General features: G+C 60.2%; 17 protein-coding genes and 2 pseudogenes. 5 read left to right on the top strand and 14 right to left on the bottom strand.

Translation table 11 applies throughout. The features are described 5' to 3' along the window. Positions 1 to 131: 131 nt before the first annotated feature. From A9D15_RS02625 to dmeF, 11 genes are all read right to left on the bottom strand, one after another. Positions 132 to 1,526 carry an aldehyde dehydrogenase family protein gene (locus tag A9D15_RS02625; RefSeq protein WP_066761539.1) on the bottom strand — a complete coding sequence of 465 codons (1,395 nt, stop codon included), beginning with the start codon at positions 1,524 to 1,526 and terminating at the stop codon, positions 132 to 134. Further along, positions 1,523 to 3,163 carry an acetolactate synthase large subunit gene (locus A9D15_RS02620; RefSeq protein ID WP_066761537.1) on the bottom strand — a complete coding sequence of 547 codons (1,641 nt, stop codon included), beginning with the start codon at positions 3,161 to 3,163 and terminating at the stop codon, positions 1,523 to 1,525. Before A9D15_RS02620 ends, A9D15_RS02625 begins: the two co-directional genes overlap by 4 nt. Positions 3,164 to 3,255: 92 nt before the next feature. Next, positions 3,256 to 4,215 (bottom strand): cation diffusion facilitator family transporter, encoded by a 960-nt coding sequence (locus A9D15_RS02615; protein WP_066761535.1) that lies wholly within the window; start codon positions 4,213 to 4,215, stop codon positions 3,256 to 3,258. Then, positions 4,215 to 5,084, bottom strand: a complete 870-nt coding sequence (locus A9D15_RS02610; RefSeq protein WP_141521486.1) for a hypothetical protein — start codon at positions 5,082 to 5,084, stop codon at positions 4,215 to 4,217. The genes A9D15_RS02615 and A9D15_RS02610 overlap by 1 nt, the downstream gene beginning before the upstream one ends. Continuing rightward, positions 5,081 to 5,710, bottom strand: coding sequence for a cation efflux transmembrane domain-containing protein (locus tag A9D15_RS02605; RefSeq protein ID WP_054522854.1), 630 nt, complete (start codon positions 5,708 to 5,710; stop codon positions 5,081 to 5,083). Before A9D15_RS02605 ends, A9D15_RS02610 begins: the two co-directional genes overlap by 4 nt. Beyond that, a complete protein-coding gene (locus A9D15_RS02600; protein WP_066761531.1) occupies positions 5,707 to 6,078 on the bottom strand; it encodes a SpoIIAA family protein in 372 nt (123 codons plus the stop codon). The genes A9D15_RS02605 and A9D15_RS02600 overlap by 4 nt, the downstream gene beginning before the upstream one ends. A 22-nt stretch (positions 6,079 to 6,100) precedes the next feature. Next, positions 6,101 to 9,364 carry an efflux RND transporter permease subunit gene (locus tag A9D15_RS02595; protein WP_141521514.1) on the bottom strand — a complete coding sequence of 1,088 codons (3,264 nt, stop codon included), beginning with the start codon at positions 9,362 to 9,364 and terminating at the stop codon, positions 6,101 to 6,103. Between the two features lie 37 nt (positions 9,365 to 9,401). Beyond that, positions 9,402 to 10,550 carry an efflux RND transporter periplasmic adaptor subunit gene (locus tag A9D15_RS02590; RefSeq protein ID WP_066761529.1) on the bottom strand — a complete coding sequence of 383 codons (1,149 nt, stop codon included), beginning with the start codon at positions 10,548 to 10,550 and terminating at the stop codon, positions 9,402 to 9,404. A gap of 11 nt (positions 10,551 to 10,561) precedes the next feature. Continuing rightward, positions 10,562 to 11,860: a TolC family protein gene (locus A9D15_RS02585; RefSeq protein WP_229660414.1), complete on the bottom strand. Its 1,299-nt coding sequence runs from the start codon at positions 11,858 to 11,860 to the stop codon at positions 10,562 to 10,564. A gap of 18 nt (positions 11,861 to 11,878) precedes the next feature. After that, on the bottom strand, positions 11,879 to 12,253 hold the full coding sequence (locus tag A9D15_RS02580) for a hypothetical protein (RefSeq protein ID WP_066761525.1): 375 nt from the start codon (positions 12,251 to 12,253) through the stop codon (positions 11,879 to 11,881). Between the two features lie 123 nt (positions 12,254 to 12,376). After that, positions 12,377 to 13,330, bottom strand: coding sequence for a CDF family Co(II)/Ni(II) efflux transporter DmeF (gene dmeF / locus A9D15_RS02575; protein WP_066761523.1), 954 nt, complete (start codon positions 13,328 to 13,330; stop codon positions 12,377 to 12,379). Between the two features lie 383 nt (positions 13,331 to 13,713). Here dmeF and A9D15_RS16115 point away from each other — a divergent pair. Both A9D15_RS16115 and A9D15_RS02570 read left to right on the top strand, forming a co-directional pair. Next, a pseudogene (locus A9D15_RS16115) lies at positions 13,714 to 14,055 on the top strand (PAS domain-containing protein); the annotation flags it as partial. Then, a complete protein-coding gene (locus A9D15_RS02570) occupies positions 14,031 to 15,791 on the top strand; it encodes a TonB-dependent receptor (RefSeq protein WP_229660415.1) in 1,761 nt (586 codons plus the stop codon). The pseudogene A9D15_RS16115 and the gene A9D15_RS02570, both read left to right, overlap by 25 nt. Before the next feature lie 166 nt (positions 15,792 to 15,957). Here the strand turns inward: A9D15_RS02570 and A9D15_RS02565 are convergent, their stop codons facing one another. From A9D15_RS02565 to A9D15_RS16110, 3 genes are read right to left on the bottom strand one after another with little or no spacing between them, the layout of a single operon-like run. Next, complete coding sequence (locus tag A9D15_RS02565) at positions 15,958 to 17,289, bottom strand: dihydrolipoyl dehydrogenase family protein (protein ID WP_046903607.1); 1,332 nt, start codon at positions 17,287 to 17,289, stop codon at positions 15,958 to 15,960. After that, positions 17,282 to 17,494, bottom strand: coding sequence for a GDCCVxC domain-containing (seleno)protein (locus A9D15_RS02560; RefSeq protein ID WP_053833516.1), 213 nt, complete (start codon positions 17,492 to 17,494; stop codon positions 17,282 to 17,284). The genes A9D15_RS02565 and A9D15_RS02560 overlap by 8 nt, the downstream gene beginning before the upstream one ends. Next, the gene (locus A9D15_RS16110; protein ID WP_082347936.1) at positions 17,487 to 17,834 is read right to left on the bottom strand and encodes a mercuric transporter MerT family protein; all 348 of its coding nucleotides are present in this window, start codon (positions 17,832 to 17,834) and stop codon (positions 17,487 to 17,489) included. The genes A9D15_RS02560 and A9D15_RS16110 overlap by 8 nt, the downstream gene beginning before the upstream one ends. A gap of 75 nt (positions 17,835 to 17,909) precedes the next feature. On the opposite strand from A9D15_RS16110, the gene A9D15_RS02555 reads away from it, so the two are divergent. The 3 genes and pseudogenes from A9D15_RS02555 to A9D15_RS02545 all read left to right on the top strand — a co-directional run. Then, positions 17,910 to 18,299 carry a MerR family transcriptional regulator gene (locus A9D15_RS02555; RefSeq protein WP_046903606.1) on the top strand — a complete coding sequence of 130 codons (390 nt, stop codon included), beginning with the start codon at positions 17,910 to 17,912 and terminating at the stop codon, positions 18,297 to 18,299. An 882-nt stretch (positions 18,300 to 19,181) separates the two neighbouring features. Further along, entirely contained in the window at positions 19,182 to 20,171 is a 990-nt protein-coding gene (locus A9D15_RS02550) for a GSU2403 family nucleotidyltransferase fold protein (protein WP_066761518.1), read from the top strand. A 316-nt stretch (positions 20,172 to 20,487) separates the two neighbouring features. Then, a pseudogene (locus A9D15_RS02545) lies at positions 20,488 to 21,138 on the top strand (IS3 family transposase); the annotation flags it as partial.

Below are 21,138 nucleotides of genomic sequence, written 5' to 3'. Positions count from 1 at the left end.
GCGCCTCGTGCGCCAGTTCGGTCAGGCTCGCCGATGCACGGCTTTTGTCCGCCGCCCCTAAGAGACTTAACTTCGGGAAGGCCGACGAGTGCGAAGCTGCCCGTGTCGCCATCCCGGGTCTGTCGAACGGGTTATGATGCTGCTGTCGGCCAGTTCCAGACGGCCATTTTTTCAATGCTCATATCCTCCATCGTGTAGGCGATCCCGCCGACGCCAAGCCCGGAGCGGCGCAGCCCTGCAAAAGGCATCCAGTCGACGCGGAATGCCGTATGGTCGTTCACCATCACCGCCGATCCCGTCAGAGACCTGATGCAATGATTGGCGATTGACAGCCGATCGCTGAATACAGCGGCCTGAAAGGCGTAAGGCAGGGCATTGGCCTGCTCGATAGCCAGGTCGATATCGTCATAGCCATACACGCAGATCACGGGGCCGAAGATTTCTTCCTGGGATACCTTGGCGCTTTCCGGAGGATCAACAATGACGGTCGGGGAGAAAAGAGTGTCACTCAGACGGCTTCCCCCGCACACCAGGGTGCCTCCTGCTGCGATGGCTTCATCGACCCAGCGTTCGACGCGGTCAACTTCCTCCGTTCGGATCAGGGGTCCGCATTGGGTCTCAGCATCGGCGGGATCGCCCACGACCAGCTTTTCGGCAGCTCGCCCTAGGTCATTGGCGAAGTCTTTCAATTCTGCAGCAGGGACGAATACGCGCTGCACGGAAACGCAGACCTGACCCGAATGATAGAACCCGCCTTTTAGCAACGAGGCGATCACTGCTGCGCGCTCCACGCCGCTGTCCACGATTACCGGCGCCGCACCGCCGTGCTCGAGAGCAATGCGGGTTCCCGGCGCCAGCTTCGAGCGAAGCATCCAGCCGATTTTCGCAGAACCGATGAATGAGAAGAACGCCGTGCGCGGATCGGTTACCATTCTTTCGGCGACATTGTTGCTGCACGGAGCGAACCGGCACCAGGCCCCGGGCAGGCCGGCTTCATGGAGAATGCCCACGAAGCTCTGGCATGAAAGAGGCGTTTCCAGCGCAGGCTTGATGAGAACGGGGCACCCGGCTGCTACCGCCGGTCCAACCTGATGGACGATTAGGTTGAGCGGGTGATTGAATGCCGAGATCGCCACGACAGGACCGATCGGCTCGCGGAAGGTATATGCCGTCCTTCCCGCACCCGCTTCTGTCAGGTCCATGGGGATCTCGTGACCGCCGCCATCGCTGAGCGCCTGAACGCACAAGTCGACGCTGTTGATCGCGCGACCGGCTTCCACGCGCGCATCGACCAGGGGTTTGCCGCCCTCCCTGACGATCTGGAGAGCCAGATCCTCGGCTCGTTCGCGCATGATATCCGCAGCCCGCCGGAGGATGGCGACACGCTCGTGCACGGCAAGCCAGCCATGGCGGTCGCGGTGGAGCAACTGCGCTTCATTCAGCCATTCATCGATTTGAGCCCAGCCAACAAGCGGTACTTCTGCAATCGGCGAGCGGTCGAAAGGATTGTGAACGATCGTTTTCATAGCTCACACACCTTTGCGCCGAGTTCATCAATCAGCACCTTCTTGTTTTCGGAATAGTCGACGGGCAGATCGACAAGGTGCACGCCGCCAGCCTCGAATGCGGCGTTCAGGACCGAAACCAGATCCGCACTTCGCTCGACACGGTGGCCGGTCGCTCCATAGCTTTGTGCGTAGGTGACAAAGTCGGGATTGGAAAAGGTCAGGCCGTAGTCCGGAAAGCCAAGCTGGTCCTGCTTCCAGCGGATCATCCCGTATGCTGCATCATTCAGAACGAGAACGACAAGGTTCAGTCCAAGCCTGACGGCCGTTTCCAGTTCCTGCGAGTTCATCATGAACCCGCCATCGCCGCATACCGCGAGCACTCTGCGCCCCGGCGCCAGCATCGCAGCCATCATGGCGGATGGAAGGCCAGCACCCATCGTCGCCAATGCATTGTCGAGCAGGATGGTGCCAGGCTCGTGGGCGATGTAGTTTCTGGCGAACCAGATCTTGTAGATGCCGTTGTCGAGCGCAACGATATCATCGCGCGCCATTACGCTGCGTACGTCGGCAACCACGCGCTGGGGGACCATTGGAAAACGTTCGTCGTCGCTGGTCTCGGAGATGTGCGATGCAATCTCGTGATGCAGGGCGGTATAATAGCTGCGGTCGCACTGCAGCTTGCCATCCAGGCGGTTTCCCAGCCGCTCGACCGATCCGGCGATGTCGCCGATGACCTCGAGCTGCGGGAAGTAGACCTGATCGACTTCGGCTGCCTTGTAATTGATATGGATGACGGTCTGCCCGCCCGGCTCCATGAAGAAGGGCGGCTTCTCCACCACGTCGTGACCGATATTGACGATCAGATCGGCCTTTTCGATTGCGCAGTGAACATAATCGCCCGACGATAGCGCCGCGGTGCCCAGATAGAGCTCGCTATCTTCATCGACCACGCCCTTGCCCATCTGGGTGTCGAAGAAGGGAAAGCCGGTATCAGACACGAATTTGCGCAACGCTTTCGAAGCGCGGCGGCGGTTCGCTCCGGCACCGATCAGGAGCAATGGCCGCTCAGCCGCGATGATGCGCTCGGCCGCTTCGTCGAGCGCAGCATCTCCGGCGACCGCATAACGCCTGTCATGCGGCGGTATGACCGGTTCGATCGTTTCCTCTTCAGCGATATCTTCGGGCAGTTCCAGGAGGACGGCTCCGGGTCTTTCTTCCTGCGCCAGGCGGAAACCTTCGCGAACGAGAGAGGGGATGCGGTTGCCGTTCACAATCTGGGTCGAAGCCTTGCAGAGCGGAGTGAACAGGGAAACGACATCGACGATCTGGAACTGGGCCTGTTTCGATGTCTTTATCGGCTTCTGTCCGGTAATGATGACAAGCGGAAAGGCCCCGAGCGCGGCATAGGCCGCCGGTGTGGTCAGGTTCGTCGCCCCAGGCCCGAGAGTCGCCAGGCACACACCTGCCTTGCCGGTCAGGCGGCCATAGGTCGTCGCCATGAAGCCAGCGCCCTGTTCGTGACGGGCCAGAACCAGCGTGATGGCGGAAGTTCGCAGCGATTCCAGAAGATCCAGGTTTTCTTCGCCTGGAACGGCGAAAACATATTCGACGCCCTCGGCTTCGAGTGCGGCGACCATGAGATCGGATGCTTTCATTCGTTGGTCCTCATTTTACGAGTTGCAGGGCGGTTTATGCCGTGCGCTGCCAAGCTGCTTGCCCACAGCGACCGACCCGATCGCCGCGCTTGTCAATGGTCGTGGTCATGGTCGTGGTGATGGTTCTTCTCGACCTGATGGTCCGGGATCATGTCCGGATCACACTCCGCAGCGAGACAGGCTTCGAACGTTGCATGGGCGATGGCGTGCTGCGTCTCGAGCATACCGCGAGCCCGCGCCTTCACATCCTCGAAAGCCTGCAGCGAAGATTCGGCAGGAACGATATGCGCCTCAAGCGCGCGATAATGCTCACTGATGCTCCAGACATGGACGTGATGGACGTCGGCCACGCCTTCTGTGTCACGCAGGTCGCTCACAATGCGATCGAACTCGCTTTCGCCCGGCACCGCACCCATCAAGAGCCGCACCGTGCGAGGCAACAAAGTGACGCCCTGCCAGATCACATAGGCAGCAATGACCACAGTGATGATCAGATCGGCAATATAAAGTTCGTATCGCAGAATGAGTACGCCAGCCACGATCACACCGACCGAAGCCAGCGCATCGGACACATTGTGCAGAAAGGCGGCTTTCATGTTGAGGGAGTTCTTCGAGCTGGCGTAAACCATCACCGCCGTAACCACGTCGATCACCAGCGCTATCCCGGCGACCCAGATTACGGTCCACCCCTCAACGGGTTGAGGGTCTGCGAAACGGTTGATCGCCTCGACGAGCAGATAGAAACCGATGATAAGCAAAGTCGTCAGATTGATGAGCGCCGCGACGACTTCCGCACGAGCATAGCCGAAGGTCATAAGCTTGTCGGCTGGCCGGCGCCCGATCCGCCTCGCAAACAGAGCCAGTCCAAGCGATGCCGCGTCGCTGAAATTGTGCAGCGCATCGGCGATCAGTGCGAGCGAACCCGACAATATCCCCCCGATGATCTGGGCGACAGTCAGCAGGACGTTGAGGGCGACGGCCAATACAAGGCGGCCGTCGCTCATGCTTTCTTCGCCGTGACTGTGCCCGGCATGACCGCCCGATTGTGCCACTACCTGCCTCCTTTTTCTGTTCTCTTGGTCGTCGTAACGGACTGCGCGGGGGAATGCTGGAACGTGCTGTTCGAGACATCGAGTTCGCGCGACAGTTCTCCAAGCGCCGAGATCGCGAGGCCGAGCAGCGCGAACCCTCCGACGAATGCCAGGAGCGTAATATGATTGGCGGCGACCGATCCGGTTCCCATGCGAAGCAGCGCGCGCGCCGATGCAACTATAAGAAAGCCCGGGATAATAGCCGCTAGCCAACCTCGCCCGTTGTCGGTGAATCCGTGCAGCGCCCAAAAGGTCAAGAGAGCGATCCCGATGAAAAACAGGGAAAAGAGGACAAGTAGCGCAAGCTGGTCCATCCTGCTCACTTGGGCGGATCGGTATTCATCGATCGCCTGGCGTCCTATTTCCAGGTTCGCAAAAACAAGCGCTGCAGACACCGCCATTGCTGTCGTCGCGGATGCAGCAGCGGCAGCACCCAAGATAACGCTGTAAGGCAGGATATCGGACGCCATCGACACCGAGATGCGACGTACCAGGGTTGGCCTATCGGAGCATCGCTCAGGTCCGTCATCATCCGGTCTGAGTTTTGCGTATCGACCAAGCTCGTTGAAAATCAGAAGCAGCAGGCCGCCCGCCAGCATCAAACCAGTGAGTGTCCAGCGGGTGAGAGGAGATTGTCCCAGCGGAAGAGTTAGCAAGACGGCAAGGGCGGCAAAAGCACCCGAAACGCCGCCCGGCAGGAGCGGATGCAGGAAGCTCCAACTGCCTTTTGCCAATTTGCCGTCAATCATGACCCCGATGCCTGATAGCATCGCCAGGACAAGGACCCGCGAAAGGTCCTGCGCGGCAAACAAGGTATCGATTAGCGTCAATTCCTCTTCTCGCCGTGGACGGTTCCCGCCTCGTCGTGCACATCCATATGCGTATCGCGCAGGATCTGCACTCCGCCGTAAAGCGCTATGCAGGCGACCGCTATTCCGACCACTAGGTCGGGCCAGTTGGCACCGGTAATCAGCACAACGATGCCGGCGATGATGATCCCGCCATTGGAGATGAAGTCGTTGAAGCTGAAGGTTGTCGCCGCCCGCATATTGACGTCCTTGTTCTCCACCTTCTGCAACAGGCGCAGGCAATAGAGATTCACCAGTCCCGCGACGAACGCCATCGCCATCATCAGCATGCCGCCCGGATCGGAACCTTCCACGAACCGTCGGTAAGCATCGAAAATGACCCCAGCGGAGAAGACCAGCAGCATGATGCCGGAGAAACGCGCGGCCCCGCGTTTCCAAGTCCGCGAGCGGGTTAGCGCAAGCAGGCTGAGCGCATAAACGATTGCATCCGATGAATTATCGAGGCCGTTTGCCAACAGCGCGTTGGAATCGGCAAAATATCCGACCGCGAAGAAGCCGATCGCGATGGCGACGTTAAGCCACAGGACAACCCACAGGGTCTTGCGCTTTTCGGGCGACCCGGCATCGACCTCATGTCCGCCACTCATGCTGCGTCCTCCCCGGTTTGTACCCAGCTTTCCGCATGACTACGCTGTGATGGCCGGAAAAACTTCATTTCGGCGCGGAAGAGTGAGGATGACAATTTCCAGCCCCGCTCTTCCCATTTGCTGTCGCCGATCATGGCGATCCGGCCGAAACAATCCTTATGCCGGATGTCGAACTTGAGATCGCGCCAGAGACCTCCGAAGTTCCAACCCGAAAAGTCAGGCGCGAGCTCGATCACCATCGGGACGGTACCGGCCTCGCGCTCTGCGATATGTTCGAATTGGGGAATAAAGCGGTCATAGGCTTCATCCCCCAGCCTGCCTCCGGCGCGTATCCAGAGCAGTCCGTTCTCTTCCTTCAGTGCCAGCACCGTTTTTTCCTTTCCCGATCGGTCATGCGATGTCCTTCAGCTCGCGCTGCTCATCGCTTGTCACGTTGCGCCGCAGCCGGTCCCACCAGCGCTGTCGCCAGGTCCGGTCATCTTCTCTGGTACTGAAAACCAGCTTCAAAATTGCGGGCAAGACGAAGAGGGTCAGAGCGGTAGCGGTGATCAACCCTCCGATGACCACTGTCGCCAAAGGACGCTGCACTTCCGCGCCGGTCCCCGTCGCAATCGCCATCGGCACGAAGCCGAGCGATGCAACGAGCGCGGTCATGAGAACCGGCCTCAGGCGCGCCAGGCCACCGGCCACGATGGCGTCATCGAGCGCCATGCCCTTGTCGAGCCGCTGACGGATCGCAGTCACCATCACGAGCCCGTTCAAGGTCGCTACGCCCGACAGGGCGATAAAGCCTACCGCCGCAGAAACCGAGAATGGCATCCCGCGCAGGGCCAAGGAGAATATTCCGCCTGCCAGGGCCAGCGGGATCGCGCTGAACACGGCGAATGCCGGCACCCAGCCCCCGACCGCCATGTAGAGCAACAGGAGAATGACCGCGAACGCGATGGGAATGACGATCTGAAGTCTTTCCTGGGCAGCTTGGAGGTTCTGGTATTGACCGCCCCACTCGATAAACGCGGCAGCGGGCAGTTCGACTTGCGCCGCAACCCTTTCCTGCGCCTCTTCGACGAAAGACCCGAGATCGCGCTCCCGCACATTGGAGGAGACGATGACCAGTCTGCGTCCCTGTTCCCGGCGTACCTCCGCGAGACCATCCACCACACGGAACTCGGCAACCGAGCGTAGCGGTATGGTTGCCCCGTTCGGGAGAAGCACCGGCAAAGCACCGAGCTGGTCGAAATCGTCGCGGGTCGCGTCCGACAACCGCACAACCACATCGAAGCGGCGATCGCCTTCGAAAACGAGGCCCGCAGGCCGACCGCCCAGTGCGATCGCCACCGATTGCGCAACGTCTTCGACCTTCAGCCCGTAACGGGCAATCGCTGGCCGATCGAAGGCAATATCGAGGGTGGGGAACCCGGTCACTTGCTGGACCTTGACGTCCGCGGCGCCGTCGACATTGCGCAGCACGCCCGCAACCTCGTTCGCCGCCGAGGTCATGGCGCTGAGATCGTCTCCGTAGATCTTGACGGCAACATCTCCGCGAACGCCTGCGATCAATTCGTTGAACCGCAATTCGATCGGTTGGCTGAACTCGTAAAGGTTGCCGACGAGACTGCTGAGGGCGCTCTCCATTTGCGCGACCAACTCGTCCTTGGCGAGGTCGGGATCGGGCCATTCCTCACGGGGTTTGAGGATCACGTACGCATCGGAAGCGTTCGGCGGCATCGGGTCACTGGCCACTTCCGCCGTGCCCGTCCGCGAAAAGACGAGCTCGACCTGCTCAAACTGCTCGAGCCGGTCCTCGACCCGCCTTTGCATCGCGAGCGAACGTTCGAGCGATGTCGAAGGAATACGCAGCGATTGCACGGCGATGTCGCGCTCGTCCAATTGCGGTGTGAACTCGCTCCCGAGGAAGCTGAACACGAAGGCCGCAAAGGCGAAGATGCCGACGCCCATGCCGATGACCGGCCAAGGGCGGGTGATCGCCCTGCGGACCAGCGGTCCGTATCGCTCCTTGGCGATCCGGATCGGCTTGACCTCCTTTTCCGTCAGCTTCTTGTTGAGCAGGATGGCGATCATTGCCGGGACGAAGGTCAGCGACAACACGAACGCCGAGGCGAGCGCGAGCATGACCGTGATCGCCATGGGCGAGAAGGTTTTGCCTTCGACCCCGGTAAAGGTCAGAAGCGGTGCGAAGACGAGAAGTATGATCGCCTGCCCGTACACAGTCGGCTTGATCATTTCCTGCGCGGCAAGCCGCGTTTCCGTCAACCTTTCGCCCAGTGTGAGAAGCCGGCCTTCGTGTTCCTGCCGGGCCGCGAGCCTCGCGACACTGTTCTCGACGATGATGACGGCACCATCGACGATCAGGCCGAAGTCCAGCGCACCCAGGCTCATGAGATTGCCCGACACGCCGAGCCGGTTCATTCCGATCGATGCCATCAGCATGGAAAAGGGAATGACCAGCGCCGCGATGATCGCTGCCCGGATGTTGCCCAGCAGCAAGAACAGGATCGCGATCACCAGAAGCGCGCCTTCAACGAGATTCTTCTCGACGGTCGCGATCGTCGCATCGACCAGCGAAGACCGGTTGTAGACGATCTCCGCGACAATTCCTTCCGGCAGGGAGCTGCGAACTTCCTCGAGCCGTTCGGCCGCCTGGGCCGACACGGTGCGGCTGTTCTCGCCCGCGCGCATGAGCACGGTGCCCACGACCGCTTCATCGCCGTTCAGCGACGCCGCGCCCGTTCGCAGGTCGCCACCGATGCTGACCGTGGCGACGTCTCCTACGCGAATGGGGACTCCTTCGCGTGTAGAAACGACCGCCTGCTCGATATCCTCGACACTGCCGAGGCGCGCATCAACTCGGGCGAGGAGGGCTTCGCCTGCCCGCTCGACGAAATTGGCCCCTTCGGCGAGATTGGCCGCTTCCAGCGCATCGATCACTTCGTCGAACGATAAACCGTACCCGGTCAATCGCGCGGGATCGGGTTGGACAAGGTATTGCTTTTCGAAGCCGCCGATCGAGTCGACACCCGCCACACCGTCGACCGACCGCATGAGGGGGGCAACCACCCAGTCCTGGATGGTTCGCAGATAGGCAGCCTTGGCAACATCGCTGTCGAGCCGGTCGCCACGTTCGGTCACAAAGCTCCCGTCGGACTGCCAACCGACCGCTCCGCCCAGCGGTGCTTCCTTGCCGTCAGGAAACTCGTACTCGATGGTATACATGAGCACTTCGCCCAAGCCGGTCGAGATGGGTCCCATCACCGGTTCGGCACCCTCGGGTAGGGAGGCACTTATGGGCGTCAGCCGTTCGTTGACCTGCTGACGCGCAAAATAGATGTCGGTCCCTTCCTCGAAAATCGCGGTCACCTGGCTGAACCCGTTGCGCGATATTGAGCGGGTCATCTCCAGACCCTCGATACCGGCAAGCCCGGTTTCAACGGGATAGGTGACCTGCGTTTCGACTTGCGAAGGCGACAGGGCTGGTGCCTCGGTGTTGATCTGCACCTGTACATTGGTGATATCGGGCACGGCATCGATGGGCAGGCGCAGCAAATTCACCACGCCATAGATTGCCACACCGAGCGTCAGTACGACCATCGCCCAGCGAAAGCGCACGGCGACGTCGAGGATCCCGCCGATCAGGCCATGGCGGTGGGAGCGATCCGCGTCCTGCATGTGATCAGTGTCCATGCTCGGCCTCCTCCTTCTCGAGTTCAGCCTTCAGCAAAAAGGCATTGGCGGTGGCGATCCGCCACTGCGCTTCGAGACCGGACTCGATGACCACGCGTCCTCCCGAACGCGCACCGGTGACCACCGGACGGGCTTGAAACCCGCGGCGCGTGCGAACGAAGACCACTTCTGCGCCATCGATTGTCTGGACGGCACTTTCCGGCACCGACATGCGGCCTGTATCGACCTCACCCGAGGGGCGGATACGTGCCTGCAGGAAGGCCCCGGGTTGCAGACCGGGGATCGGTCTTGCCAGCGACAGGACCGCCGTAGCGCTGCGGCTTTCGGGATCGAGCGAGGGAGTGACAGACCGCACGCGCGCACCCACTTCCCGGTTGTCCGCGATTTCCAGCGTCGCCTCGTCGCCAGGCTCGATGCGGCTTGCTTCAGCCGACGGGAGGGCAACCTCGACCTGCATGCCGCTCGGATTCACGACCTGATAGAGTTCTTCCCCGGCATCGACGAAGGAGCCGAGAACGATAGGCGCCGAGGTCACTCGGCCTGCGAGCGGGCTCGTGACCGCAAGGGAGCGCCCGTCGCCGCTAACGCCCGCCGCGGAGACTGCCGCCTGGGCGCGCGCAAGTTCCGACTGGGCGACCTGCAGATTTGCTCGCGCGGCCTCGAGATCCTGCCGTGCGGTGACATTGGCCTCGAACAGGCGGCGCTCCCGATCGTAGGCAGCGGACAGTTCGTTGACCCTCGCGCGCGCTGCGCTCAACTGCGCTGCGAGAGCAGCCGCGTCGGCGCTCTCGATGCGGGCAATCGTCTCGCCCTGCCTCACGTAATCGCCCAGCGTTTTGCCGACACTGCGGACCACGCCCGCCGCGCGGGCATCGATGCGGGCACTTGCCGTCGGGCTTGCCGCGACGGTGGCCGGGAAGACCAGCTCGACCGCCGATCCCTGGCCGACGATTTCGACCACTATCTGGGACGCTTCAATTTGTTCGGCGCCAAGCAGGACAAGGCCTTCGGGAAGCTCGACCTCCTCACTCGTCTCCTCGGCGATTTGGTCAGCTTCGTTATCGGGCCACAGCATGAGCGCCGCGACTACAAAGAGAATCGAAAGGCCGATCGCAACGGCCAGACGTTTACGGTTCATCGGAAAATACCTCATTGTGCACCGAGCCAGATCAGTGTCGCCGCCAGGCGACCACGATCTTCCTGGGCTTGAATCAATGCTTCACGGATGGTGTCGCGCGCTTCGGCCGCAGCCAGAACTTCGATCAGCGGAAATCTGCCGTTGCGGTAGCCAATCCGAACGAGGCGCAAGGCTTCCTCGGCTTGGGGCAAGGACGTCTCCGCGAGGGTCTCGACCCGCGCTTCGGCTGCCAGAAATTGTCCGCGAGCCTGCGTGACTTCGAGTTCGAAATCGGTGCGGGCAATCGCCTCCCGTGCCGTCGCGGCGCGAAGCCGCGCCTCGGCAGCAGCGATGTTTCCCTGGTTGCGATTACGCAATGGAAGCGGGATCGAAACCCCCACGAGAAACGCCTGGTCTCGACTTTCCTCGAACCGTCGGACTCCGGCGGATATCGCCGGATCCGGAATGCCTAAAGAGCGTTCCCGGGCGATCGCGGCATCTGCAGCCTCGCGTTCGGCACGGGCGACCTGAAGACGTAAGGCCGAAGGCGAGGCGAGCAGCGTCGCCGGAGGTTCGATCTCGGGGAACACCGAAGGCACGTCCGTAGCAGGTGTTGCCTCGCCCCAAAGCGCGGCGAGCGCAGTCCTCGCCGCACTGTCGGCAGCCAGGGCCGCTTCAAGCTCCGCGAGCGCCTCCGCAAGTGCCGCTTCGGCACGAAGCGATCGCAGAGGAGGCTCCCGCCCAACATCGACCAGTACGCCTGCGATCCTGGCAAGCTCGCGATTGCGCTCGACTATGTCCCGCGCGAGTTCCAATCGGGCTGCCGCAGCGACGGCTTCGACATAGCGTTCGCGCACCGATCGCCCGAGCTGAGCAACCGAGAGCGCTCCTGAAAGGGTCGCGACGCGCGCTTCCGCCTGGGCGGCGCGGACGCGCGCTCCCCGTTTGCCGCCCAATTCGAGCCGCTGGCTCAGGGACAAAGTATACTCGGTGGCCTGCAATCCCGAAAACGCGCCGCTCCCGGCAATGTTTTCGGCTTCGAAAGCAATTTCTGGGTTGGGCCGCAGCCGCGCCTGGTCGACTAGGGCCCGCGCCGCGTCGGCTTCGGCCCGCGGTCCGATCAGGCGCGGATTTTCTGGGGGCTCATCTGCGCTGTCGACGATGCCCGCACGAGCGAGCGCAGCTTCGAGCGTCAGAAGCTCACGCTCCTGCGCCGCCACGGTCGTGGCTTGAGCGGCGAGGAACAGCCCTCCAAGGAGGACCCCTCGCCAATGAATGGCTGACATTTTTCGAATATTCCTCTGCTGACGATCCGAACTGCGCTGCGGCATGTAGCGCGGTGACGGTCGTCAGGCGCGAGGGGGGCGCTTCAGTCGGTCGGCAATGTCGAAAGCGAGCGCTTCGGCGGGAGGCGCATCGGGAACCACAACCAAGTGAGGAACCGAATTCTTCTGCACGGTGCTGGCAAAGCTCGCCCCATGATGACAATGGCCGTGCCCACACACGCCGTGTTGCTCGGTCGGCGCATCCGGATCGCCCGGAACTTCGTCAGTAGCTGCGGATGACGCGGACGCGCTGTCGAGCGAAACCAGAACGGGCGTGCTTCCGGGCGCCACTTCGGCGCCGCAAGCAGCAGCATCCGCCGCCGTCACGAACACCATCGCGACCAGCATGAGCAGGACGACGAAAGGATGCAGGACAAGGCGACGATAGCTTGTGGTCATGGATTCCGACGGCTCCTAGCAAACCGGATCAAGATTGCAAGCTCCGTAACACGATGAAGTATAAGTCTTTTGTTATAGTATAACAGTCCTCGAATACTGTTTCGGTCTTTTAGAACGGCGCGATCAGGCCGCGCGAAGCTCGGGATGCGGATGCTCGCAGCGATGAACTTCGATCGTGACGTGCACATATTCTGCATGCTCTGAAAGTCGGCTGGCATAATTGTCGGGCGCGAGCGGATCATCGGCGATGAGCGAGGCGATGACTGCATACTTGCCAGGACCGATCCGCCAGATGTGCAGATCGCCGATCGCGGCGTCCCGGTCCTCGAGCGCCTCGCGCACCTCTGTGTACCGTTCAGAGGCCGCTTCGGCGTCGACAAGCACGGCAGCGGTATCGCGCAGCAGTGACCATGACCAGCGCCCGATCACGAAAGCACCCACCAGCCCCATTGCCGCGTCCATCCATGCCCAGCCGAGGTACATGCCGGCGAGAAGGGCCACGATAGCCAGGGCCGAGGTCAGGGCATCGGCAAGCACGTGGAAATAGGCGGAGCGCAGATTGTTATCGGCATGCGCATGGTCGTGGTGATGATGATGGTCGTGATCATGCCCATGGTGATGATCGGCACCAAGCAGCCAGGCACTCGCGAGGTTCACCACGAGGCCGAGCACGGCGATCCAGATCGCCTCGGTATAGGCAATCGTGAGCGGACTGACGAACCTTTGAGCCGATTCAACCGCGATCCCGATTGCGAAGATGGCGAGGACAAGCGCGCTCGCGAAGCCGGCGAGGTCGCCCACCTTGCCGGTACCGAATGTGAAACGCGGGTTGTTCGCATGGCGCTTGGCAAACCAGTAGGCGAAGGCCGCGACGCCCAAGGCACCTGCATGGGTCGCCATGTGGATACCATCGGCGAGAAGCGCCATCGATCCAGTCCACAGCCCCGCAACAATTTCGATCACCATCATCGCGGCGGTCAACGCGACAACATAGCGCGTGCGCTGCTCATGCGCGTCGTGCGAAGCGCTCAGAAAGTTGTGATCATGGGCGAGCGGTTTAGAGTCGGCGTGGTGCATGCGAGGCTGATAATCGGTATTACGGAAGGGCGAAACCTGAATGGAGCTTTCGACTCCGAGACCGAGGTGAATTTCGGACCTAGTAATTCCTTCCCGTCAGTCAGACCGAGAATCTGGTATTGCGAAAAGTAGGACCTCACTTCTCGCGATATCCGCTGCATTTACTCTCAATCCTACCTGTGCGATGAGCGTCAGCGTTTGAAAATCAACAAGATACGACAGGTATCCTATCGGTCCGATTCTGTTCATCCCGGGAAGGTCACAAGCTGGCCATGAATGCAAAAGTCATCACGAATTTCCAGCTTGGCAGCCGCGAATCCTCCTCGGCGCCGGATGTCTTGCCCTTGGCTACAGAGCATGCGCTGCAATCCGCCGGAGCTGCTTTCCATGCGCTCGCCGACACCATGCCGCAGATGGTTTGGTCGACTCTTCCCGACGGCTCCCACGATTATTACAATGCGCGCTGGTATGAATTCTCGGGTGTCCCTGTCGGATCAACCGACGGCGAAGGATGGGCCGGGATGTTTCATGAGGATGACCAGGCCGATGCATGGAATAAATGGAACCACAGCCTCGCTACCGGCGAACCGTACGAGGTTGAATATCGCCTGAGGCATCACAGCGGTGATTATCGCTGGATGATCGGTCGTGCGCTGCCGATCCTCAACGAGCAGGGTGAGATACAGCGCTGGATCGGCACTTGTACGGATATCGACGAGCAGAAGCGCACCGCCCTCCAAAACTGTTTGAAAGCGTCCAGGTCCTCAACGGCGCCAGCGCCTTCCTGAACGGTGCAGCACCGGGCGGATCGGGACTTGGCGGAAGCGTCAATCTGCAGCTCAAGAGGGCCGGAGACACCGACCTCAATCGCGTAACCGTTTCAGCCAGCGAGAATGCCCACTTCGGCGGCAGCTTCGATGTCGCTCGCCGCTTTGGCCAGAACGGCGAATGGGGCGTTCGCCTGAATGCAGCCTATCGTGACGGCGAAACGTCGATCGACCGTGAAGATCGCCGCACTCAGGTCGTGGGCGGTGCGATCGATTATGACAGTGGCCCGCTACGGGCAGCTCTCGACCTGGCGTTCCAGAATGTCCGGATCGACGCCTTGCGGCCGAAGGTCACCGTCGGAAGCGCAACGATCCCCGCCGTTCCCGATGGCGATGCGAACTATGCGCAGGATTTCACCTACACCGAACTGCGCGATGTTTTCGGCGCGCTGGCCGTGGAATACGATCTTGCCGACAATGCATTGGCATACTTCAGGGCCGGTGCGCGCGACGGGCGCGAGGAAGGCATTTACGGCGGCATTACCGTTCTCGATGCCGGTAGCGGTGCTGCCAGCGGCACGGCGCTGTTCGTCCCGCGGACCGACAATAACGAAGCGGTCGAAGCTGGCATCCGCGTGAAGTTGGGCGAAGCGATCACCCACGAGTTCAATTTCGGCGGCAATGCCAGCTGGCAGGTGAACCGCAACGCCTATGATTTCCGTTACGGGCCTGGTTTTGCCGGCTACGCCACCAATATCTACGACGCCCCGCAGGTCGAACTGCCGTCTTCGGCCCTCGTCGGCGGCGACCTTGAGGATCCCTTCCCGATTTCGCGGACGCGGCTCTGGAGTGCTTTCGCATCGGACACGATCGGGATGATCGAAGACCGTTTGCAGGTCACGGCGGGCCTGCGCCTGCAATCCATCAATGTGAAGAGCTACAGCTATTTCGGCGGCGACCTGGCGACCGAATACGATGAAAGCGCAGTCACGCCCGTAATCGGCGTGGTCCTCAAGCCCTTCGATGGCCTGTCGCTATATGGCAACCGGATCGAGGCGCTCCAGCAAGGTCCGACAGCGCCCCTCGATCCGGCGCTCGTCAGCAATCCGGGAGAGGTGCTCGCGCCCCGCAAGTCGCTGCAGTACGAGGTTGGAGGCAAGCTGGCACTGGGCGATGTCTTCGTCGGTCTCGGCGCCTACCGCCTTGAGCGACCGGGAGAGGGTGTGCTTGCCGACGGCAGCTTCGGATACCTCGGGGATCAGACGCACCAAGGCATCGAGTTCACGGTCAACGGCGATCTGACACCCAGCCTGAGGCTGATCGGCGGCGCAGCTCTGACCGATGCGAAGCTCGTCAGCGGCAACGAGGTACCTGGCGTTTCCGAATACACCGCCAATGCAGACTTGGAGTGGGACTTGGGCTTTGTGCCTGGCGCGACGATCACAGCGCGTGCAGTGCACACGGGTCCGCAGTGGGTCGATGCCGCCAACACGCTCGAACTCGATAGCTGGACGCGTATCGATCTCGGTGCGCGCTACGTCTTCGCGGCGGACGACACGCCGGTCACGCTCCGCCTTTCGGCCGATAATATCACGAACGAAAAGTACTGGGCCAGCGCGTTCGACGTCTTTTCTGCCGCACTGCTGCAAGGAACCCCGCGCACAATCAAAGCCAGCATCTCTGCCGACTTCTAAGTTGGGCTGCGATGGGGCCGCTAGTGGTCAGTCCGGTCCTGGTCGACAAGGCGCAGATAGCGGACATTCGGCTTGCGACCCGTGAGCGGATATTGGTCGCATTACACCGCTGTGTGAAAGCAGTCGTTGGGTTGGAATGGAGAGAACTCCGGCGATCGGGTGCTGCTCAACCCAACATAGATCCGGCGTCGGAGGCAGCTGTAGGGTAAGCAAACATAGTCGATTTAATATCGTCCGCATTAAGCCCATGTCGGATGGCTAAGCCGAAGATATTGATCAGTTCGTCAGCGTCAGGGCCGACCAGGTGAGCCCCAAGGATGCGTCCTGTTCCAGTTTCGACCAGCACCTTGTGGCCGTAGATCTCTTCGTTCAGCCGCCTTGCCGAAAACCAACCTGGGTGCGATCCAGCATTCACCGTGAAATCCAAACCTGCCTCGTGCGCCTCGCTTTCCAGCATTCCGACCCGCGCCGCCGGCGGCTCCGTGAAAAGTGCACTAGGAACCCCACAATAGTTCGGAGCTCGGCCGCTATCTTCGAGTATGTTCTCAAGAACCACTTTGGCATCATGACTGGAGACCGGAGTCAGTGGCGGACCATTTGCAGCAGCGTCACCCGCCGCGAAGACTTTGGGGTTGCTTTGGCTTCGTAGTTGAGCGGTAAGCACCAAGCGACCCTCGTCACAGGCGACGTCTCCCGCCCCCAGATCGAGCGAACCGATCGCAGGGACTCTTCCGGCAGCGTGCACCACCAAGTCCCCTTCGATCCTGCGGTCGCCAGCATGGACGGTCAGAACGCCGCCTCTCTTCGCTACGCTGTTCACCTCGGCGTCCACGATTTCAATGCCGAGATCGTCGAAACTCGGCATGAGCCAATCGACCGTGTCAGGGTCGAAGGCTTTCAGAATGCGGCCTCGTTGGATGATGGTCACCTTTGCACCTGCCCGCGCCGCGAGGTGGGCAAATTCCGCAGCTATGTATCCACCGCCGACGAATACGATCCGATCTGGAAGGGTTTCGAGTTCTAGGAATGCATCGCTGTGGGTCAGCAACGGCTCGCCTTCGATGCCAAGTGATCGAGGCTCCGCCCCCGTCGCGATAAGAGCGTGGGAAAAACACAGTTCCGTCTCGCCTATCACGATCCGGCCGGGGCCAGCGAAGCGAGCCGTGCCGTGGAAGGTCGCGACGCCCTTTCGCTCGTAGCGAGCTTCCTGCTTTTCAGGGACGGGGTCGGTGAAGCTGCGCTTGAATGCCTGGAGGTCACCCCAGTCAATCGAAACAGAACCTTCGATACCCTTCCCCTTCAATCGCCTGTGTGCAGCGAGCGCTTCCTCTCCACTCACCATCATCTTTTTCGGATCGCACCCTCGGAGCGCGCATGTGCCACCGTAGGGCCTGTAATCGATAACCGCGCAACGCTTCCCGGCGTCGGCCATCTGGTGGACCGCGACCTGCGCAGCCGTTCCCGATCCGATCGCAATGAAATCGAAAGCCTCAGCCATTGCAGCAGTCCCCTTCCTGTATCGGAGGACAGCGAACTGTGCCGTAGGAGCAGAACACGCAGCAATCGCCGTGGAGCGGCTTGAGACGCACGCCGCAGCCCGTGCAAGTGTAGAAGAACATGCAGGCGTTGGTCGGCATTTCCATGTCTTCTTCATGACCGCATTCGGGGCAGCGCAAGCGCGAGATCAGGATCGGATCAGCCATAGAGGAAGGCACCTGTCAGCAGCGCAGCACCGATGGCAATCCCTATGGCGGTCAGCGCTCGATAGGTCGGTGATCCGCATGCACTGTCCGCCGGGCATGTTTGTGCCTGCCTAAACTGCCAGAGCAAACGGAGGGTCGCAGCGAGGAGAAGAGCCGACGCGAGGGTCAGCAGGGGGAGGCGATAGGGGGCTACGACAGGCGAGATGCTGCCAAGCCACGCGGAACCCACACCAACTGACGTAAGCGTCAATGGGAGTGCACAGCAAGCAGCTGCTCCGAAGGCAGCAAAGACACCGCTGCCCGCCGCTAATCCGTTCCACCATGTGCTGAAGCTGCGCACCAGTCGTCCCTTTCCAAAACCCGATTCCCGCAATTATTTACAGTCTGTAGCAACTACAGACTCAAGGGGTTTCGTGTGAAAATCGGTGATGTATCGAAACAGACCGGATGCAAAATCGAGACAATCCGATATTATGAGCGGATAGGAGTCATCGACCCGCCTCCACGAAGGGGCGCTTACCGCGACTACGGTCCTCGGGACATCGAGCGGCTGCGTTTCGTTCGGCGTGCGCGCGAACTCGGCTTCTCCCTTGAAGAGGTGCGGGCGCTGCTCGACCTCACACCGGGGCCCGATGTGCATTGCGATCAAGTGCAATCAATCGCGGAACAGCATCTCGGGAACGTCCGCGCCAAGCTGGCGGACCTCGCGCGCATGGAAACTGCTCTGACAAAATTGATCAGGCAGTGTGGCACTACCAGTGATGATCGGTGCCCGGTATTGGAAAGCTTAGCCGGCGAAGGCTAATCCAGCAGATCCAAGCTACGGACCAACGTTCCATCCAACACTCACAATTGACTCAGCCTGCCAGAGCAGAAAAGCAAGCGGTCCGCTTTCGGGCACCTTGCTATGCGCGGGCTACGTCCAGAATCCGGGCGTATTGTGTTGAAAAACTCTGCCACCCGTTTTGGTCGGTAACACTAGAACTTTGGCACGCCTCGTAGTGTAACAATGATTCAAGCGGCAAGCTCCCTCTGAATTTTTGTTGCCCGAAATTAACCTCCGGCGCGGCGGGGCCGACTTTTTCAACACAATACGGGCGTAAAGCTGACATTGATGTCGCCCAACTCGCATAGGGAGAAATTGAATTTGGAGTCCCGAAAAAGGCATCGAACCAATGCATTAGACGGCTTTTGAGGGCCTTTTGAGGGCTTTTTGGAGACGACCGAATTCCTAGCTATCTGATAAGACGTAAAAAATTATTTCGAATGTGATGCCTCTTCTGGGCACCATTAGCTTAAAGCATTGAAATACATAGAAAAATGGGATACTTTGAGGACTCACATTGGTTCTCCAAATTCTTGTCTCGGCTTGTCTTTTCCCTTCTCTTTCAATGCCTATCGGTCTCCAGCGTTCGAATCATCGATAGTCCCGGATCATTCTGGCTTGAAATTCTTGCGGGCCTTTCTATGGGCCTTCTGAAAATCCGAATTAGGAGGCCCGCATCGTCATTCCCGTGAGGAACGCCTCTTTCCTGTCTCTTGAGCGATTGCCACGCTTGGGGAAGTTTGGGGAGCGGTCTAGGCAACTTACCCTGCAATTCGTATGAATTGAGGAGATGCTGCGTAAATCTTGCATTTCCGGTCTTTACCCTGCATTTTCGTGAAATCGCAGATTGCAGGGTAATACATGAACTTCAAACCGTTTTCCGACGAACAGGCAAGGGTGATCGTCAATCTCGAGCAGACCTACCAGGTCTGGATGGAGGCCCTGCGTGCGCTGAATGAGATGCCCTACAACATGCGCATTAAGGAGGTTTCTGGTCGAGAATATCTTTATGAGGTTACAGATCGGCGCGGATCGATGAAGAGCAAGGGCCCGCTCGATCAGGAAAAGCAGGCTGAATTCGACGTTTACAAGGCTGAGAAGGCAGAGCTCAAGGAACGTCTTTCAGGAAGCAAGGACGCGCTCAAGGAACAAGCGAGCCTGTACCGCGCGCTGCGTCTCCCAATGCTCCCGGCGGAGGCGGGCAAGATCCTGCGCGAAGCTGACCGCCTTCGTTTTCTTGGACATCAGGCCATGGTAGTCGGCACCAACGCTCTGATTGCATATGCCTTGGAGGCAAATGGATTCATTCGAGATGCGCCCGACACAACACTGGATTTTGACATGGCGTTGACCGGAATCGAGGCTGATGAGGACCGACCAACCTTATGGAAAGTGCTTAAAGAAGCCGACTTGACCTACTCGGTGAACACCGAGCGGCCTTTCCAGGCACGCAACGCCAAGGCATACGAGGTGGAAATTCTTTCGGCCCCTAGCCGCATTAGCGGACAAGTCTTGCAGGACCGACCTCGGCCCATACCGCTACCCGAACAGGAATGGCTGTTGAATGGACGACCGGTCGACCGCGTCGTTGGTGTACGCGACGGCGAAGCTGCGCGCATGGTTGTTCCCGATCCGCGATGGTTCGCCTTGCAGAAACTGTGGATGGCAGAAAAGCGTGAGCGCGATCCGCAAAAGAAGCCCAAGGATCGCAAGCAAGGAAATGCCGTGCTTGATGCAGTCTGGGTTGCCATGCGGCATTACCCATTGGATGAAGAATTCTGCAAAGAGCTGCCCGAAGTATTGAAGCCGCATTTTGAACGATGGGATGCCAAGAAACCGCAGCGCGATTAAGCGATCCGACGCCGGCTCCCTTGTTATCGGTTGCTTTCAGGTCATCGGTAGGTGTCGCCGTACTAAGCTTTCCGGGATCACTGTCGTAGCGATGGTGACAGAAACTGGGCCGATTGCGGACTGTCGGCTTTTTGGGAAATTTGTACGGATATTACATGTAGCGGCGCGAGGCTGGTCGGAGCGAGAGTCTCGCGCTGAATTTTGTCTTCCGACATGCGTTGTGAGCGGGGTGGGTTATTGCGCCGTCGCTCTCCAGTTGAATAGCCCCTAGATTTGTGGACGCCTTCTTTCCTAAATTTGAGGACAGGAGGCGACGATGGGGAAAGCTAATTTCAGCGACGAGTTCAAGCGTGATGCGGTGGCCCAGATCACCGAGCGCGGCTACCGGGTGACCGAGGAGCGCGACATCCTAAAAAAAGCCACCGCGTATTTGACCTTTGGCCACTTCGTTCCGCCAGGGATGCAAAGTGAGATACGCGTTCGTTGCCGAGCATCGCACGCTGTTCCCGGTGCGCGCGATGTGCCGGTGTCTGCGCATCCAGCCCAGCGGCTTCTACGCCTGGTTGAAGAACCCGTTGAGCAGACGGGCGAAGGAAGATGCTCGGCAGACCGAGCTGCTCCGGCAGGCATGGGAAGACAGCGGCAAGGTCTATGGCTATCGCAAGCTGCATGACGACCTGCTCGATCAGGGCGAGACTTGCTGCCCGAACCGCGTGGCGCGTCTCGCCAGTCTGGCGGGTATTAAAGCGAGGATCGGCTACAAGCGCAGGCCGGGCAGCTATGGTGGCAAGCCATCCAGGGTGGTCGACAATACGCTGGCCCGCCAGTTCGATGTCGCGGCACCCGACAAGACATGGGTGACCGACATCACCTACATCAGGACGCAGGAGGGCTTTGCCTATCTGGCGGTGGTGATCGACCTTTACTCCCGCCGAGTGGTGGGCTGGTCGATGCAGAACCGCCAGAT

Origin of the sequence: Croceicoccus pelagius (genome assembly GCF_001661915.1) — a bacterium.
Taxonomy (GTDB): domain Bacteria; phylum Pseudomonadota; class Alphaproteobacteria; order Sphingomonadales; family Sphingomonadaceae; genus Croceicoccus; species Croceicoccus pelagius.
Note: the sequence above shows the minus strand (reverse complement) of the source record. Positions and strands in the feature narration are given on the sequence as shown.